The sequence below is a fragment of the Streptomyces sp. NBC_00091 genome (assembly GCF_026343185.1).
Classification (GTDB): domain Bacteria; phylum Actinomycetota; class Actinomycetes; order Streptomycetales; family Streptomycetaceae; genus Streptomyces.
In genome coordinates this window covers 4,709,314-4,725,228 of sequence record NZ_JAPEMA010000001.1, presented here as the reverse complement: position 1 = coordinate 4,725,228, position 15,915 = coordinate 4,709,314, and the positions used below count along the sequence as shown (strand labels likewise).

The window sequence follows — 15,915 nt, the reverse complement described above, 5'->3', positions numbered from 1 at the left end:
CTCACCCGCGCCGGTCGTCGCGGCCGCGGGGCCGGAACAGGTCGCCCGGTTCCAGGTCCCCGTCGAGGAACCGGCCGACGAGGAAGCCGATGGCGCCGAGCGCCGCCACCAGCAGGAAGGCCCCGAAGCCGCCGAAGTACCCGGCGAACGCCAGAGCGATGCCGGCGAAGAGGCCGGCGACGGCCATGCTCATGGTGTGGCTCCTCTCCGCTACTGGAGCCGGGATTCCGGTTCGTCGTCGGGCTCGTCGGGGAGTTTGACGTCGCTGACGGCGATGTTGACCTCGACGACTTCCAGGCCGGTCATCCGCTCGACCGCCGCGATGACGTTCTCGCGGACCGACCGGGCGACCTCGCGGATCTCCACGCCGTAGTCGACGACGATCTCCAGGTCGAGGGCCGTCTGGACCTCGCCGACCTCCGCCTTGACCCCGCGGGCCGCGGCGGACTTCGCCCCGCCGGGCACCCGGTCGCGGACGGCCCCGAAGGTACGGGAGAGTCCGCTGCCGCTGCCCATGGCGTGGACGCCGACCACCTCGCGGGCGGCCAGCCCGGCGATCTTCTCGACCACCCCGTCGGCGATGGTGGTGCGGCCGCGGTCTGCGGGCTCCTTGGCGTAGCCCCCTGATGCGGATTCGGTCATGGGACGTCCTTAGAAAGGGGAGTCTCCCGACCACGGTAAGCGCGCACCGGCGCCGACGCGCCGGTGACTACGCCGGTCGGCCGGAACCGTCGTCGGGTTCCGGCCGGCCGGGCAGCGTACGGGGCCTCAGTCCGAGAGGCCCGCCAGGTCGCGCAGGCGGCGGGCCTGGGCGGCGCGCTCGGCGGCGCGCTGGTCGTCGTAGGTACGGGACGGGGCGGCGCGGAGCAGCGCCTTGGTCTCGATGACGGCGTCGCGCGCCGGGGCCAGCAGGGCGGTGGTGAGGTCCTGGACCGCGGCCTCCAGTTCGTCGGCCGGGACCACCAGGTTGGCCAGGCCCACCCGCTCGGCCTCCTCGGCGTGCACGAAGCGGCCCGTCGCGCAGATCTCCAGCGCGCGGGCGTAGCCGACCAGGTCGGTCAGCGGCTGGGTGCCGGCCAGGTCGGGGACCAGGCCCAGGCTGGTCTCGCGCATGGCGAACTGCACGTCGTCCGCGACCACGCGCAGGTCGCAGGCGAGCGCGAGCTGGAAGCCGGCGCCGATCGCATGCCCCTGTACGGCGGCGATGGAGACGATGTCATTGCGCCGCCACCAGGTGAAAGCCTCCTGGTACTCGGCGATGGTGGAGTCGAGCAGTTCGTCCGAACCGCGCGCCAGATCGAGGAAGGACGGCTCGCCCTCGAAACCCTCGGGGGTGAACGCCTGCCGGTCGAGCCCGGCGGAGAAGGACTTGCCCTCGCCGCGCAGCACGACGACCCGGACGGTGCCGGGCAGCGACCGTCCGGCCTCCGCCAACGCCCGCCAGAGCGCGGGAGACTGGGCGTTTCGCTTGGCCGGATTGGTCAGCGTCACCGTGGCGACCGTGTCGTCGATGGTGAGCCGTACGCCATCCTTGTCGAGCAGAGCCATCTGGTGCCTCCGGTGTGCAGTCGTGGCCTCTTTCCCGGCCTAAGTGACTGCACAGTAACCACCCAGCCGACCACAGGGCCGACCGGGGGTCACCGAAGGAACCGTGCATGGAGCAGGATGAAACGGACAGCATGGATCAGACAGCATGAAAGAGAACGGAGCTGTCGAGCGGTCTTCGGCACCCGGTCCCGGCCTGGCGGCCAGGATCAGGCCGCAGCCGCCTTCTTGCCGCGTGTCGCGCCACCGCGACCACGCAGCGTGACTCCGGACTCGCTGAGCATCCGGTGGACGAATCCGTAGGACCGGCCGGTCTCTTCGGCCAGCGCCCGGATACTCGCACCGGAGTCGTACTTCTTCTTCAGGTCTGCCGCGAGCTTGTCGCGCGCGGCGCCGGTAACCCGGCTGCCCTTCTTCAGAGTCTCGGCCACCCGTGCCTCCTCATGGGAAGTGCGCTCTGGACTTCTCATGATCACCCCTCCCCGGCTTCCTGGCCACCCATTCAGCAAGGTCGGTACGACGGCATTTCTCGACCGGTGGACGCCCGAGCAGAACGGAATCTTCTCTTCCGCCGCATGACCTCCGTCACATTTCTCCGTCACCGCGGGGAATCACCAGGTCAGGGGCCGGACGCCGAAAACAGGCGACCCCGGCCGCGCATCCGGGAGGATGCGGCCGGGGCCGATGTACAGAGCGCGACGGTACGAGACCGTCTCACTCAGATGATGGATCACGTCTGAGCCGAATGATCCATAAGGAACTGGATCACCCGTCAGGCGAGGGAGACCAGGTCCCGGTAGTCCGGGCCCCACAGGTCCTCGACCCCGTCCGGGAGCAGGATGATCCGCTCCGGCTCCAGGGCCTCCACCGCGCCCTCGTCGTGCGTGACGAGGATGACCGCGCCCTTGTACGTGCGCAGCGCGCCCAGGATCTCCTCGCGGCTGGCCGGGTCGAGGTTGTTGGTGGGCTCGTCGAGCAGCAGCACGTTGGCCGAGGAGACGACCAGGGTGGCCAGGGCCAGCCGGGTCTTCTCGCCGCCGGAGAGCACGCCCGCCGGCTTGTCCACGTCGTCGCCGGAGAACAGGAAGGAGCCGAGCGTCTTGCGTACGGCGACCAGGTCCAGGTCGGGCGCGGAGGAGCGCATGTTCTCCAGGACCGTGCGCTCCGGGTCGAGCGTCTCGTGCTCCTGGGCGTAGTAGCCGAGCTTGAGGCCGTGGCCGGGCACGACCGTGCCGGTGTCGGGCTTCTCGGTGCCCGACAGCAGGCGCAGCAGGGTGGTCTTGCCGGCGCCGTTGAGGCCGAGGATGACCACGCGGGAGCCCTTGTCGATGGCCAGGTCGACGTCGGTGAAGATCTCCAGCGAGCCGTACGACTTCGACAGGCCCTCGGCGGTCAGCGGGGTCTTGCCGCAGGGCGCCGGGTCCGGGAAGCGCAGCTTGGCGACCTTGTCGGAGACGCGGACGGCGTCCAGGCCGGCGAGCAGCCGGTCGGCGCGCTTGGCCATGTTCTGCGCGGCGACGGTCTTGGTCGCCTTGGCGCGCATCTTGTCGGCCTGCGAGTTCAGGGCCGCGGCCTTCTTCTCGGCGTTCTGGCGCTCGCGCTTGCGGCGCTTCTCGTCGGCCTCGCGCTGCTGCTGGTAGAGCTTCCAGCCCATGTTGTAGACGTCGATCTGGGACCGGTTGGCGTCCAGGTAGAAGACCTTGTTGACCACGGTCTCGACCAGGTCGACGTCGTGGGAGATGACGATGAAGCCGCCGCGGTAGGTCTTCAGGTAGTCCCGCAGCCAGACGATCGAGTCGGCGTCGAGGTGGTTGGTGGGCTCGTCGAGGAGCAGGGTGTCGGCGTCGGAGAAGAGGATCCGGGCGAGCTCGACGCGGCGGCGCTGACCACCGGAGAGGGTGTGCAGCGGCTGGCCGAGGACCCGGTCGGGCAGGCTGAGGGCGGCCGCGATGGTGGACGCCTCCGCCTCGGCGGCGTAACCGCCCTTGGTCAGGAACTCGGTCTCCTGGCGCTCGTACTGCTTCATCGCCTTGTCGCGGGTGCCGCCGGAGCCGGTGGCGATGCGCTCCTCGTTGGCCCGCATCTTCTTGATCAGTACGTCGAGCCCGCGCGCGGAGAGGATCCGGTCGCGGGCGAGTACGTCGAGGTCGCCGGTGCGCGGGTCCTGCGGCAGGTAGCCGACCTCACCCGATCGGGTGATGGTGCCGCCGGCGGGCTGGCCCTCGCCGGCGAGGCACTTGGTGAGGGTGGTCTTGCCCGCTCCGTTACGGCCGACGAGGCCGATGCGGTCGCCCTTGGCGATGCGGAAGGAGGCGGACTCGATGAGGACGCGGGCGCCGGCGCGCAGCTCGATGCCGGTGGCGGTGATCACGGAAATACTCCAGGGCGGTGGGGACGGCGGAAGGGGGGCAGGACGCGCGTTGCTTCGACGCCGCTAATCCGCGAGGAGATTTGCCATGGGATTCATTCTACCGGGGGTGCGCAACCACTTTTCGGGGCCTCCTGTCCCCCGTTCGGCCCACGGGCCACGCGGGGCGGCCGGGGCACGTATCAGGATGAACGGGTTGATACTCGCCGCAGGGCGCAGACGTGGGCCCCTGGCTGCACGAGGAGAGGGCGGTGCGGCATGCAGTTCGACGACAACGCCAATCTGGACACGTCCGAGGTCAAGGATGTGCGCGGCAGCCGCATCCCGGGCGGCCGGGCCACGGTCGGCGGTGGCCTCGTCGGTCTGATCGCACTGGTCCTGGGGCTGCTCTTCGGGGTGGGCCCGGAGCAGCTGGGCCTGTCGGACGGGAGCCCGGAGCCGGCGGCGACCTCCTCCTCGGCCGCCCAGGTGCAGCAGACCTGCAAGACCGGGCAGGACGCCAACACCCGCGAGGACTGCCGGCTCGTCGCTGTGGTCAACAGCACCCAGGACTTCTGGAATCAGGAGTTCAAGAAGCGCGGCGGCCAGTACGCCCCGGCGTCGACGGTCTTCTTCACCGGCCGGGTGAACACCGCCTGCGGGGCGGCCACCTCGGCGGTCGGCCCCTTCTACTGCCCCGGTGACCGGCAGGTCTACCTGGACCTGGGCTTCTTCAACGAGCTGCGGACGAAGTTCGGGGCGAGCGGCGGGCCCTTCGCCCAGGCGTACGTCGTCGCGCACGAGTACGGGCACCACATCCAGAACCTGACCGGGACGCTCCAGCGCTCCCAGGACGGGCGGCAGGGCGCGAACAGCAACGCGGTCAAGGTCGAGCTCCAGGCCGACTGCTACGCCGGGGTGTGGGCGCACAACGCGACGAGGACCCCGGACGAGTCGACCGGGCGGCCGCTGATCACGAGCCTCACCGACCAGGACATCCGCGACGGGCTGGACGCGGCGGCCGCGGTCGGCGACGACCGGATCCAGGAGAAGTTCCAGGGCCGGGTCACCCCGGAGTCCTGGACCCACGGCTCGGCCGAGCAGCGTCAGCAGTGGTTCTACCAGGGCTACCGCACGGGCGACATGGCCCAGTGCAACACCTTCCGCTGACTGTCGGCGGCGCCTGCCATGCTGTGACGTGGGTCACCGTCACGAGAGGGAGTGATCGTCATGGCAGGCGTTCCGTCCATCTGTCCCACGCTGCTCTACCGCGATGCGAAGGCGGCCATCAGGCTGCTGACCGAGGCCTTCGGGTTCAGCCAGGTCGCGGTCTACGAGGGCGAGGACGGCTCGGTGATGCACGCGGAGCTGGCGTACGGCAACGGCGTGGTGATGCTGGGCAGCCAGGGCCGCGGCGGCGCCTTCGACAAGGCCATGGCGGGCGCCGGGCCAACCGGGGTCTACGTCGTGGTCGACGACGTGGACGCCCACCACCGGCGGGCGGCCGAGTACGGCGTGGAGATCCTGATGGAGCCCACCGACCAGGACTACGGCTCCCGGGACTACATGGCCCGGGACGCCGAGGGCAACATCTGGAGCTTCGGGACGTACGCCCCGCAGGTCTGATCACCCGCCGCCGGTGTGGACCTGGAAGGCGGCCCGGCGGACCGCCTTGGCCAGGGCGGGGTCGGGGTGGGCGGCGGCCAGCGCGACCAGCACCTGGACGGTGCGCGGGTGGCCCACCGCGCGGACCTCGTCCAGCAGCCGGGGGACGGTGGTGCGGACCGCGGAGTCGAGGTGGCGGGCGAGCAGGTCGGCCTCGCCGTGGTCGGCGATGGCGGCGGCCGTGTCCACCCAGAGCCAGGTGGACTCCTCGGGGGTGAGCACGTCCTGGGCCTCGTCGGGGTCCACCCCGTCGTGCTCCGCGAGCCAGAGCAGGGCGTACGGCCGCAGCGCGGGCTCCTGGACGGCCGCGCGCACCTCGCGCTCGGCGGGGGCGCCGACCACGCGCAGGGCCTCGAAGGCCAGGCCGCGCAGCAGGGCGTCCTCGCCCCGGGCGGCGTGCAGCAGCTCGCTGACGGCGTGGCCGACGGGCCGGGCGGCGAGCCAGGCCTGGTACTCGGCGCGGGCCGGTCCCGGGGTGAGCCGGGCGCAGCCGTGCAGCATGGCGGCGGCGGACTGCTCGATGTTGCCGGCCGGGCTCTGGGCGGCGACGCAGATCTGCTCCAGCTTCACCCACACGGCCCAGCTGCCGAGGGGGGTGAGGGTGGCCTGGGCGGGGCCGAGGGTGACGGCGTCCACGGCGGCGAGTCCGCCCAGGGCCCAGCGCAGGAGCCGGGCGAGCGGGAGGGGGCGGGGTTCGCCGGGGACGGCGGAGCCGGTGGCGGGCTCCGCGTCGTAGGGGACCTCGCAGCGTTCGTCGCGCAGTTCGGTGACCCGCTGGCCGAGGAGGTCCAGCAGGTCCGGGACGGTCACCGGGCCCGCGGACAGCTGGAGCAGCGACAGCAGCTGGGGCATGGCCTCGACCACCTCGGCGACGGCCGAGGGGGTGAGGTCGGCCGGGGCCGGGTGGACGAGCGACCAGGCGTCGAAGAGGGCGACCCAGCCGCGCAGCACGGCGGTGTCGTCGCGGTCCCAGGCGCGCAGCCGCCAGCCGGGGCGGGCGTGGCCGCCGTGCACCTCGACGAGGCCGGAGAGGCGGGCCCGGTCCCAGCCGACCCGGATCTGGCCGTGCGTCAGGCGCAGCTGGGCCGCGGCCCGTTCGACGTCGGCGGCGGGCAGCGCGCCCGCCGGGGCGGGGCGGCCGCCGTCGCCGGCCCCGAGGTTCAGCTCGGCCCAGCGGGCCAGCCGTACCGCGTCGGCGAGGGAGGCGCGGGCGCGGTTCGCCAGGTCTGCCGTGGCGGGGGTGCCCGCCGGGGGCCGGAGGGCCGGCCGGGTTCGCCGGTCGGTCACCGCTTTGCGCGCCGTGGCGACGGAGCGCGGGGAGACGAGTCGGAGTCTGGAGTCGCGAGCCAACTGCTCATCAGGCTTTCGGGACGTCACGGAAGCAGTCTCGCCCGTCACTGGCCGAAAGCCCAAACGGAACCGGTCATTTCCACAGGTCATGGGGTGGATGAACCGGGACGAACCCCCCACCCTGCCCCGTCCGCCACAGGCCCTTCACCCCGGCGCCACATCACACCTCACGTGAGCAGGTCACACGGGCGCGTCACATGAGGGGGACCAGGAAGCGCCGCAGCGCCTCCTCGTACCGCTCCGGGTCGGCGTTCCACATCGCCCCGTGCCCGGCGTCCATGACGGTGTGCAGGGTGACGAGGTCGGGCCGGGCGTCGGCGAGCCGGCGGGAGGGCTCCCAGGGGGCGATCGTGTCGGCCGGCCCGTGGAAGAGCAGTACGGGGACCCGCAGCGCGCCGGGGTCCGCGCCCGGGGGCCGGTGGTCGGCGCGCAGCCCGGCGCGGCCCTCGGCGGCCCGGACCGCGAGCGGGAGCAGCGGGCCCGGGGTGCCCCGGGCGGCGGCGAGGGCGCGCAGGGTGGCGTGCCAGTCCAGGACGGGCGAGTCCAGCACGACCCCGGAGACCTTGCCGGCCAGGGCCGAGCGCTCGAGGGCGCGCAGGGCCATGGCGGCCCCGGTGGACCAGCCGTACAGGACCACGCGCCGGGCTCCGTAGCGCACCGCGTAGCGGATGGCGGCGTCCAGGTCCCGCCACTCCGACTCGCCGAGGTGGCCGAGGCCGTCCGGGGAGGCGGGGGCGCCGAGGTCGCCCCGGTAGGCGAGGTCGAGCACCGGGAGCCGGTGGCGGTGCAGGAAGGGCATGACCACCATCGGGTGCTCCCGGCCGGAGCCGAGCCCGTGGACGGTGATCACCCAGGTGCCCCGGTCCCCGGGCACGAACCAGGCGGGCAGCGGGCCGAGCTCCCCGGGGACGTCCACGTCGGCGTGGTCCAGGCCAAGGGCGGTGCGCGGGTTGCCCAGGTGCACCTGGGGGGTGAGGACGACCCGGGTGCCGGGGGTCAGGCTGCCGTGGGTGACGGAGAGGAGGCGGCGTACGACGGTGTCCGGGTCGTGCGGGACGTCCGTGACGACGGAGCCGACCACGGCGTGCACCCCGGGCGCGTCCAGTCCGTGGATGCCGGGGCGCAGGGAGGCGAGCGAGCGGGTGAGAACCACCCGGCCGGCGGCGGTGGAGTGGACGCTCAGCCGGGGGCCGCCGGGCAGGGGGCGGCCGGGTTCGGACCGCAGGGCGGCGTCCGCGGCGTACCTGCCCGCCGCGACGGCGGCCGCTCCGGCGCCGATCAGAGTCGTGGTGACGGCCGCTGCCGTCGCTGTGGCGGTACGCACGGCTCCAGTGTCGGGTCGCGGGGGCGGACGGGCCACCGGAGGAGACCCGGAGGGGATCTGGAGGAGATCCTTCCGGCCCGGGGCGCGGGGGTGGGTCGAGCGCGGGCCGAGGACGGTCCAAGCGGAGTGATCTACCTCTCTTTCCGGGGCCCGGCACAGGGGGCCTACCGGCCAGAGGGCGCTGGCGGAGCGTTCCGTTCACCCGCCTTTGACGTGCATGAACCGGGATGGCTACGAAAGAATCGGGACGAATGGCCCGATCGTGTGGCGCGTGGGGACACCGCGCCGCCCGTGTCAGTTCATCTTCCGTTCACCCAGGTTGCCTACGGTCGCCGAGCCACTGACGTCAAACAGAAGCCTGGGTAAATGGAGCACATAACGCTTCTCCTCGGGATCGTGATCATCACCGCTCTCGTGTTCGACTTCACGAACGGTTTCCACGACACAGCCAACGCGATGGCCACCACCATCTCGACCGGCGCCCTCAAGCCCAAGACGGCGGTGGCCATGTCCGCCGTGCTCAACCTGGTCGGCGCGTTCATGTCCGTGGAGGTCGCCAAGACGATCTCCAAGGGCCTGGTCAACGAGGAGGGCATCCAGCCGGAGGTCATCTTCGCCGCCCTGGTCGGAGCGATCCTCTGGAACCTCGTCACCTGGCTGGTCGGCCTGCCCTCCAGCTCCTCCCACGCCCTGATGGGCGGCCTGATCGGTGCCGCGGTCGCCTCCGCCGGCCTCGGCGCGGTGAACGGCGACGTCGTCGTCACCAAGGTGCTCATCCCCGCGGTGGCCGCCCCGATCGTGGCCGGTGTGGCCGCGATGCTGGCCGCGAAGCTCACGTACAAGCTGAACGGCCAGGTCGGCGAGAAGACCTCCACCAAGGGCTACAAGGCCGGCCAGATCGCCTCGGCCGGTCTGGTCTCCCTCGCGCACGGCACCAACGACGCGCAGAAGACGATGGGCATCATCACCCTGGCCCTGGTCGCCGGCGGCGCGCTCGCGCCCGGCTCCAACCCGCCGGTCTGGGTCATCGTCTCCGCCGGCCTGGCCATCGCCATGGGCACCTACCTGGGCGGCTGGCGCATCATCCGCACCATGGGCAGCGGCCTGACCGACCTGCAGCCGCAGCAGGGCTTCGCCGCCCAGACCTCGGCCGCCAGCGTCATCCTGGCCTCCTCCACCCTCGGCTTCTCCCTCTCCACCACCCACGCCTGCTCCGGCGCGGTCATGGGCGCGGGCCTGGGCCGCAAGGGCGGTGTGGTCCGCTGGTCCACCGCCACCCGCATGTTCGTCGCGTGGGGCCTGACCCTGCCGGCCGCCGCCCTGGTCGCCTCCGGCGCCGAGCTGGTCATGCGCACCGGTGACGCCGGCATCGCCGCCGTCGCGGTCTTCCTGGTCGCCTCCTGCGTCGCCATCTGGGTGATCTCCCGCCGCCAGGTCGTCGACCACACCAACGTCAACGAGGCGGCCGCGGCCACCTCCGAGACCGAGCAGCCCGGCGTCGTCACCACCGCCATGGCGGCCGTGGCCGTCCCCCCGGCCGCGGGCACCACCGCCGCGGTGACCGACGAGGACCTCAAGGCCACCATCCCCGCCGCGACGGCGGCCCCGACGACCCCCGCGGCTCCGGCCGCCGCGGTCTGACCCCGAGAACGACAGAGGAAACGGCAGTATGAAGATCGACTGGGCAGCACTCGGCTCCGTCTTCGGGGTCAGCCTCTCCGCCACCGTCGCCCTCGTGGCCCTCTTCGCCCTGGGCCTGGTGGGCCTCTCCAAGCACGAGGCCGCCACCGAGCAGGGCGGGGCCGCCACCCTGGCCCGCAGCGGCGCGTACGCCTGCTTCGCGCTCTGCGCGGGCGCCGTGGCCTACGGGATCTACCTGATCGTCACCTGAGACCGCCACACCGCGTACGAAAGCTCCCTCCGGCATTCCCCGGAGGGAGCTTTCGCGTACCCGCGCCCCTTCTCCGCCCTCCGTCCCACCAGGTCAACGGCAAGTTGACGGGCGTTCGCGGAGCGTGGTGGACTGCCCGAGCCAATACGGCGGCATGGAGAGGAAGTCCGGTGCGAATCCGGCGCGGTCCCGCCACTGTCACCGGGGAGCGCACGCGGCGCGTGCGCCCCGGGAGCCAGGAACTCTCGCCGCCGGACACGTCGAACCAGGGCGCGGACCCTGAGTGAGGACATACCTGCCACCATGCGTGCCGACCGCGTCTTCGCGTACGGCGTCACGGCGGGGCTGATCGGCGACCGGATCCTCGGGGATCCGCGCCGGGGGCACCCCGTGGCCGCCTTCGGACGAGCCGCCGCCGCCGTCGAAGGCGCCCTGTGGCGCGACGACCGCGCCCGGGGCCTCCTGCACACCCTCCTCTGCGCGGGCGGCGCCGCCGCCGCCGGCGCGCTCGGCGCGCGCGCCGTGCGCTCCCGGCCCGCGGCCGCCCGTATCGCCCTGACCGCCGCGGCCACCTGGGCCGTGGTCGGCGGCACCTCGCTCGGCCGGGAGGCCCGCGCCATCGGCGGGGCGCTCGCCGCCGGGGACGCCGAGGTGGCCCGGGAGCGGCTGCCCCACCTGTGCGGGCGCGACCCGCACGCGCTGGACGAGCAGCAGATGGCGCGGGCCGTCGTGGAGTCCGTCGCCGAGAACACCTCCGACGCCGTGGTCGGGGCCCTGGTGTGGGGCGCCGTCGCCGGGGTTCCCGGGCTGCTCGCCTTCCGCGCCGTCAACACCCTGGACGCCATGGTGGGCCACAAATCGCCCCGCTACCTGCGCTACGGCTGGGCCTCCGCCCGGCTGGACGACCTGGCCGGCTGGCCCGGGGCCCGGCTGACGGCGCTCGCCGCCGTGGCGGCCGGCCCCGACCGGCGGGGAGCCGTACGGGCCTGGCGCGCCGACGCCGCCGCCCATCCGAGCCCCAACGCCGGCCCGGTGGAGGCCTCCTTCGCCGGTGCGCTCGGCGTCCGCCTGGGCGGCACCCTGGCCTACGGGGGCCGGGTCGAACACCGGGCGGTGCTGAACGGCGCCGCCGGGCGGCCGGTGGAGGTCGCGGACATCGAGCGTGCGGTACGGCTGTCGCGGCGGGTGACCTGGCTGGCGCTGGGGGCCTGTGTGGCGGCCCGGACACTGGCCGCACGCATGGGGAAGGGCTGCCACATGAGGAGGGCGGGGGCATGAGCGGCGCGAAGCGCGGCGGCGGACTGCTGGTCGCGGGCACGACATCGGACGCGGGCAAGAGCGTGGTCACGGCGGGCATCTGCCGCTGGCTGGCCCGGCAGGGCGTGAAGGTGGCCCCGTTCAAGGCGCAGAACATGTCGCTGAACTCGTTCGTGACGCGGGAGGGCGCCGAGATCGGCCGGGCCCAGGCCATGCAGGCCCAGGCGGCCCGGGTGGAGCCCACCGCACTGATGAACCCGGTCCTGCTCAAGCCGGGCAGCGACCGCAGCAGCCAGGTGGTGCTGCTGGGCAAGCCGGTGGGCGAGATGAGCGCCCGCGGGTTCTTCGGGGGGTCTGGGGGGGCGTCCCCCGGGAAAGCACTGCACGGGGGGCGCCAGGAGCAGCTCCTCGGCATCGTCACGGACTGCCTGGAGCAACTGCGGGGCACGTATGACGCCGTGATCTGCGAAGGGGCGGGCAGTCCGGCCGAGATCAACCTGCGCCGGACCGACATCGTGAACATGGGCATCGCGCGGGCCGCGCGGTTCCCGGTGGTCGTGGTCGGGGACATCGACCGGGGCGGGGTCTTCGCCTCCTTCTTCGGGACGACGGCACTGCTGTCCCCCGAGGACCAGTCGCTGATCGCCGGATACATGGTCAACAAGTTCCGCGGCGACGTGTCCCTGCTGGAGCCCGGCATGGAGATGCTGCGCGGTCTGACGGGGCGCTCGACCTACGGGGTGCTGCCCTTCCGGCACGGGCTGGGCATCGACGAGGAGGACGGCCTGCGCGTCTCCCTGCGGGGCGCGGTACGGGAGTCCGTGGTGGCCCCGCCGGTCGGCGAGGACGTGCTGCGGGTCGCGGTGTGCGCGGTGCCGCTGATGTCGAACTTCACCGATGTCGACGCGCTCGCCGCGGAGCCGGGCGTGGTCGTGCGGTTCGTGGACCGGGCCGAGGAGCTGGCCGACGCGGACCTGGTCGTCGTACCGGGCACGCGCGGCACGGTGAAGGCGCTGGAGTGGCTGCGCGAGCGGGGGATCGCGGACGCGCTGGCGCGGCGGGCCGCCGAGGGGCGGCCGGTGCTGGGCATCTGCGGCGGCTTCCAGGTCCTGGGCGAGCACATCGAGGACGAGGTCGAGTCGAAGGCGGGATCGGTGGCGGGCCTGGGGCTGCTGCCGGTGCGCGTGCGCTTCGCCGTCGAGAAGACCCTGGCACGGCCGGTCGGGTCGGCGCTCGGTGAGCCCGTCGAGGGGTACGAGATCCATCACGGCGTGGCCGAGGTGCTGGGTGGGGAAGCGTTCTTGGACGGCTGCCGGGTCGGGTCGGTGTGGGGCACCCACTGGCACGGCTCGCTGGAGTCGGACGGCTTCCGCCGGGCCTTCCTGCGGGAGGTGGCCTCGGCCGCCGGCCGCCGCTTCGTCCCCGCCGCGGACACCTCCTTCGCCGCCCTGCGCGAGGAGCAGCTGGACCTGCTGGGCGATCTGATCGCGGAGCACGCGGACACGGATGCCCTGCTGCGGCTGATCGAGGGCGGGGCCCCCGTCGGCCTCCCCTTCCTCCCGCCGGGCGCGCCGTGACCGGCGTGGCCCTGCGGGGCTTCTCCCCCACCCCGCCCCTTCCCGAAACTGGGGCTCCGCCCCGGACCCCGCGCCTCAAACGCCGGCGAGGCTGGATTGCGCAGCAATCCCAGCCCGCGCGGCGTTTGAGCGCACGGGCGCGAAGCGCACGTCCGGGGGGCCGGGGGCTTGCCCCCGGTTTCGGGAAGGGGCGGGGTGGGGGAACAGCCCCGCGCAGCCGCCCCCGCACCCGCGCCTCGCAGCCGACCGCACCCCACGAAGGAGTGAGCAACACGTGAGCACCCCCTACCCGTTCACCGCGGTCGTCGGCCAGGCCGACCTCCGCCTGGCACTGCTGCTGAACGCCGTCAGCCCGGCGGTCGGCGGCGTGCTCGTACGCGGCGAGAAGGGGACCGCCAAGTCCACCGCCGTGCGCGCGCTGTCGGCCCTGCTTCCGCAGGTGGACGTCGTACCCGGGTGCCGGTTCAGCTGCGCGCCCGCCGCCCCCGACCCGGCCTGCCCGGACGGCCCGCACGAGGCGGGTGCGGGCACCGAACGTCCCGCCCGCATGGTCGAACTGCCCGTCGGCGCCTCCGAGGACCGGCTCGTCGGCGCCCTCGACATCGAACGGGCCCTCGCCGAGGGCGTGAAGGCCTTCGAGCCGGGGCTGCTCGCCGACGCGCACCGCGGGATCCTGTACGTGGACGAGGTCAACCTCCTCCATGACCACCTGATCGACCTTCTGTTGGACGCCGCCGCGATGGGCGCCTCGTACGTGGAGCGCGAGGGCGTGTCCGTGCGGCACGCCGCCCGGTTCCTGCTCGTCGGCACGATGAACCCCGAGGAGGGCGAGCTGCGGCCGCAGCTCCTGGACCGGTTCGGGCTGACCGTCGAGGTCGCCGCCTCCCGCGAGCCCGCCCAGCGCGTCGAGGTGGTGCGCCGCCGGCTCGCGTACGAGGACGATCCCGCGGGCTTCGCGAGCCGCTGGGCCGGGGACGAGCACGAGGTGCGCGCCCGGGTCGTGGCGGCGCGGGCCCTGCTCCCGAAGGTGGTGCTGGGTGACACCGCACTGCTCCAGATCGCCGCGACCTGCGCCGGGTTCGAGGTCGACGGCATGCGCGCCGACATCGTGATGGCCCGTACCGCGACCGCCCTGGCCGCCTGGGCCGGGCGGACTTCCGTCGGCAAGGCGGATGTCCGGCAGGCGGCGCTGCTGGCCCTGCCTCACCGCCGCAGGCGGGCCCCCTTCGACGCGCCCGGGCTGGACGAGGACAAGCTGGACGAGATCCTGGACCGGTTCCCCGACGAGGAGCCGGAACCGGAGCCCGAGCCCGAGGGCCCGGACGACGGCGGCCCCGGCGACGGCGGCCCGGACGGGGACGGCGGCGGGGTGCCCCCGCAGGGCGGCGGGCCCGAGACCGCGCACGCCCCCGACGCGCCCGAGGAGGCGGCCCCGGAGACCGGGGACGCCCCCGAGCCGCAGCCCTCCGCCCCCCAGGGCGGAGCCGGCGGCGCCGAGCAGGCCGCCGTACGGGCCGCCGAGCCGTTCCGCACCAAGATGCTCAGCGTGCCCGGCCTCGGCGAGGGCGCGGCCGGGCGGCGCTCGCGCGCCCGCACCGCGCACGGCCGTACCACCGGCGCCCAACGCCCCCGGGGCCAGCTGACGAAGCTGCACCTGGCGGCCACCGTGCACGCCGCCGCCCCGCACCAGAAGGCGCGCGGGCGCAGCGGGTGCGGCCTCGTCCTGCGCAAGGACGACCTGCGGCAGGCCACCCGGGAGGGCCGCGAGGGCAACCTCGTGCTCTTCGTCGTCGACGCCTCCGGCTCGATGGCGGCCCGGCAGCGGATGGGCGCCGTCAAGGGTGCGGTGCTGTCGCTGCTCCTGGACGCCTACCAGCGCCGGGACAAGGTCGGCCTGATCACCTTCCGCGGCGCCGGCGCCGAACTGGCGCTGCCGCCCACCTCCTCGGTGGACGCGGCCGCCGTCCGGCTGGAGCGGCTGCCGACCGGTGGCCGCACCCCGCTGGCGGCGGGGCTGCTCAAGGCGCACGAGGTGCTGCGCATCGAGCGGCTGCGGGACCCCTCGCGCCGGCCGCTGCTGGTGGTCGTCACCGACGGGCGGGCCACCTCGGCCGGGGCCGTCGGCGGGGACCCGCGCGAGCTGTCGGGGCGCAGTGCCCGGCTGCTGGCCGCCGAGGGGGTCGCCTCGGTGGTCGTGGACTGCGAGTCCGGGCCGGTCCGGCTGGGGCTGGCGGGGGCGCTGGCCGCCGACCTGGGCGGGCCCGCCGTGACCCTCGACGGGCTGCGGGCCGACTCGCTGGCCGGGCTCGTGAAGAACGTACGTACCGCATCAGAGACCTCCAGGAGGGCCGCGTAATGCCGCAGGGACAGCCGACCGTCGTACCGGACGACGGGCTCACGACGCGTCAGCGCCGCAACCGTCCGCTCGTCTTCGTCCACACCGGCCCGGGCAAGGGCAAGTCGACGGCCGCCTTCGGGCTGGCGCTGCGCGCCTGGAACCAGGGCTGGCCGATCGGGGTGTTCCAGTTCGTCAAGTCGGCGAAGTGGAAGGTCGGCGAGGAGAACGCGCTCAAGGTGCTGGGCGCCTCCGGTGAGGGCGGCCCGGTCGTCTGGCACAAGATGGGCGAGGGCTGGTCCTGGGTCCAGCGGGACGCGCAGCTCGACAACGAGCAGGCGGCCAAGGAGGGCTGGGAGCAGGTCAAGCGGGATCTGGCCGCCGAGACGCACCGGCTGTACGTGCTGGACGAGTTCGCGTACCCGATGCACTGGGGCTGGATCGACGTGGACGAGGTGATCGAGGTGCTCCGTAACCGTCCCGGCACCCAGCACGTGGTCATCACGGGCCGCAACGCCCCGGAGAAGCTGGTGGAGTTCGCGGACCTGGTCACCGAGATGACCAAGGTCAAGCACCCGATGGACGCCGGCCAGAAGGGCCAGAAGGGCATCGAGTGGTGACGTC

Annotated in this window: 15 protein-coding genes and 1 riboswitch; of the genes, 8 read left to right on the top strand and 7 right to left on the bottom strand. The window is 73.6% G+C overall.

What is annotated here, in order from left to right:
* Position 1: 1 nt before the first annotated feature.
* From OOK34_RS21815 to OOK34_RS21795, 5 genes are all read right to left on the bottom strand, one after another.
* Positions 2 to 193 (bottom strand): hypothetical protein, encoded by a 192-nt coding sequence (locus OOK34_RS21815; protein WP_267035538.1) that lies wholly within the window; start codon positions 191 to 193, stop codon positions 2 to 4.
* Between the two features lie 17 nt (positions 194 to 210).
* Positions 211 to 642: an Asp23/Gls24 family envelope stress response protein gene (locus OOK34_RS21810; protein ID WP_267035537.1), complete on the bottom strand. Its 432-nt coding sequence runs from the start codon at positions 640 to 642 to the stop codon at positions 211 to 213.
* A 126-nt stretch (positions 643 to 768) separates the two neighbouring features.
* A complete protein-coding gene (locus OOK34_RS21805; protein ID WP_267035536.1) occupies positions 769 to 1,548 on the bottom strand; it encodes an enoyl-CoA hydratase/isomerase family protein in 780 nt (259 codons plus the stop codon).
* A 206-nt stretch (positions 1,549 to 1,754) separates the two neighbouring features.
* A complete protein-coding gene (locus OOK34_RS21800; RefSeq protein ID WP_007263382.1) occupies positions 1,755 to 1,976 on the bottom strand; it encodes a helix-turn-helix domain-containing protein in 222 nt (73 codons plus the stop codon).
* A 341-nt stretch (positions 1,977 to 2,317) separates the two neighbouring features.
* Positions 2,318 to 3,916 carry an ABC-F family ATP-binding cassette domain-containing protein gene (locus tag OOK34_RS21795; protein WP_267035535.1) on the bottom strand — a complete coding sequence of 533 codons (1,599 nt, stop codon included), beginning with the start codon at positions 3,914 to 3,916 and terminating at the stop codon, positions 2,318 to 2,320.
* 255 nt (positions 3,917 to 4,171) lie between these two features.
* On the opposite strand from OOK34_RS21795, the gene OOK34_RS21790 reads away from it, so the two are divergent.
* Both OOK34_RS21790 and OOK34_RS21785 read left to right on the top strand, forming a co-directional pair.
* Positions 4,172 to 5,062, top strand: a complete 891-nt coding sequence (locus tag OOK34_RS21790) for a neutral zinc metallopeptidase (protein ID WP_267035534.1) — start codon at positions 4,172 to 4,174, stop codon at positions 5,060 to 5,062.
* A 60-nt stretch (positions 5,063 to 5,122) separates the two neighbouring features.
* Positions 5,123 to 5,518: a VOC family protein gene (locus OOK34_RS21785; protein ID WP_267035533.1), complete on the top strand. Its 396-nt coding sequence runs from the start codon at positions 5,123 to 5,125 to the stop codon at positions 5,516 to 5,518.
* On the opposite strand, the gene OOK34_RS21780 is transcribed toward OOK34_RS21785, so the two are convergent.
* Both OOK34_RS21780 and OOK34_RS21775 read right to left on the bottom strand, forming a co-directional pair.
* On the bottom strand, positions 5,519 to 6,844 hold the full coding sequence (locus tag OOK34_RS21780; protein WP_267035532.1) for a hypothetical protein: 1,326 nt from the start codon (positions 6,842 to 6,844) through the stop codon (positions 5,519 to 5,521).
* 256 nt (positions 6,845 to 7,100) lie between these two features.
* Positions 7,101 to 8,231, bottom strand: a complete 1,131-nt coding sequence (locus OOK34_RS21775; protein WP_267035531.1) for a S9 family peptidase — start codon at positions 8,229 to 8,231, stop codon at positions 7,101 to 7,103.
* Between the two features lie 366 nt (positions 8,232 to 8,597).
* Here OOK34_RS21775 and OOK34_RS21770 point away from each other — a divergent pair, with 366 nt between their 5' ends.
* The 6 genes from OOK34_RS21770 (at position 8,598) to cobO (ending at position 15,911) form a co-directional block, all read left to right on the top strand.
* Entirely contained in the window at positions 8,598 to 9,872 is a 1,275-nt protein-coding gene (locus OOK34_RS21770) for an inorganic phosphate transporter (RefSeq protein ID WP_267035530.1), read from the top strand.
* 28 nt (positions 9,873 to 9,900) lie between these two features.
* On the top strand, positions 9,901 to 10,122 hold the full coding sequence (locus OOK34_RS21765) for a hypothetical protein (protein WP_267035529.1): 222 nt from the start codon (positions 9,901 to 9,903) through the stop codon (positions 10,120 to 10,122).
* 158 nt (positions 10,123 to 10,280) lie between these two features.
* A riboswitch (cobalamin riboswitch) is annotated at positions 10,281 to 10,367 on the top strand.
* Between the two features lie 58 nt (positions 10,368 to 10,425).
* Positions 10,426 to 11,400: a cobalamin biosynthesis protein gene (locus tag OOK34_RS21760; RefSeq protein ID WP_267035528.1), complete on the top strand. Its 975-nt coding sequence runs from the start codon at positions 10,426 to 10,428 to the stop codon at positions 11,398 to 11,400.
* A complete protein-coding gene (locus OOK34_RS21755; protein ID WP_267035527.1) occupies positions 11,397 to 12,956 on the top strand; it encodes a cobyric acid synthase in 1,560 nt (519 codons plus the stop codon). The genes OOK34_RS21760 and OOK34_RS21755 overlap by 4 nt, the downstream gene beginning before the upstream one ends.
* Before the next feature lie 274 nt (positions 12,957 to 13,230).
* Positions 13,231 to 15,312, top strand: coding sequence for a putative cobaltochelatase (locus OOK34_RS21750; RefSeq protein WP_267035526.1), 2,082 nt, complete (start codon positions 13,231 to 13,233; stop codon positions 15,310 to 15,312).
* A complete protein-coding gene (cobO, locus tag OOK34_RS21745; RefSeq protein ID WP_267035525.1) occupies positions 15,312 to 15,911 on the top strand; it encodes a cob(I)yrinic acid a,c-diamide adenosyltransferase in 600 nt (199 codons plus the stop codon). The genes OOK34_RS21750 and cobO overlap by 1 nt, the downstream gene beginning before the upstream one ends.
* Positions 15,912 to 15,915: the final 4 nt, after the last annotated feature.

Coding starts and splice junctions, on each gene's coding strand:
- OOK34_RS21765 (WP_267035529.1), top strand. CDS start 9,901: ATGAAGATCGACTGGGCAGCACTCGGCTCCGTCTTCGGGGTCAGCCTC.
- OOK34_RS21755 (WP_267035527.1), top strand. CDS start 11,397: ATGAGCGGCGCGAAGCGCGGCGGCGGACTGCTGGTCGCGGGCACGACA.
- cobO (WP_267035525.1), top strand. CDS start 15,312: ATGCCGCAGGGACAGCCGACCGTCGTACCGGACGACGGGCTCACGACG.
- OOK34_RS21790 (WP_267035534.1), top strand. CDS start 4,172: ATGCAGTTCGACGACAACGCCAATCTGGACACGTCCGAGGTCAAGGAT.
- OOK34_RS21770 (WP_267035530.1), top strand. CDS start 8,598: ATGGAGCACATAACGCTTCTCCTCGGGATCGTGATCATCACCGCTCTC.
- OOK34_RS21805 (WP_267035536.1), bottom strand. CDS start 1,548: ATGGCTCTGCTCGACAAGGATGGCGTACGGCTCACCATCGACGACACG.
- OOK34_RS21810 (WP_267035537.1), bottom strand. CDS start 642: ATGACCGAATCCGCATCAGGGGGCTACGCCAAGGAGCCCGCAGACCGC.
- OOK34_RS21785 (WP_267035533.1), top strand. CDS start 5,123: ATGGCAGGCGTTCCGTCCATCTGTCCCACGCTGCTCTACCGCGATGCG.
- OOK34_RS21815 (WP_267035538.1), bottom strand. CDS start 193: ATGAGCATGGCCGTCGCCGGCCTCTTCGCCGGCATCGCTCTGGCGTTC.
- OOK34_RS21760 (WP_267035528.1), top strand. CDS start 10,426: ATGCGTGCCGACCGCGTCTTCGCGTACGGCGTCACGGCGGGGCTGATC.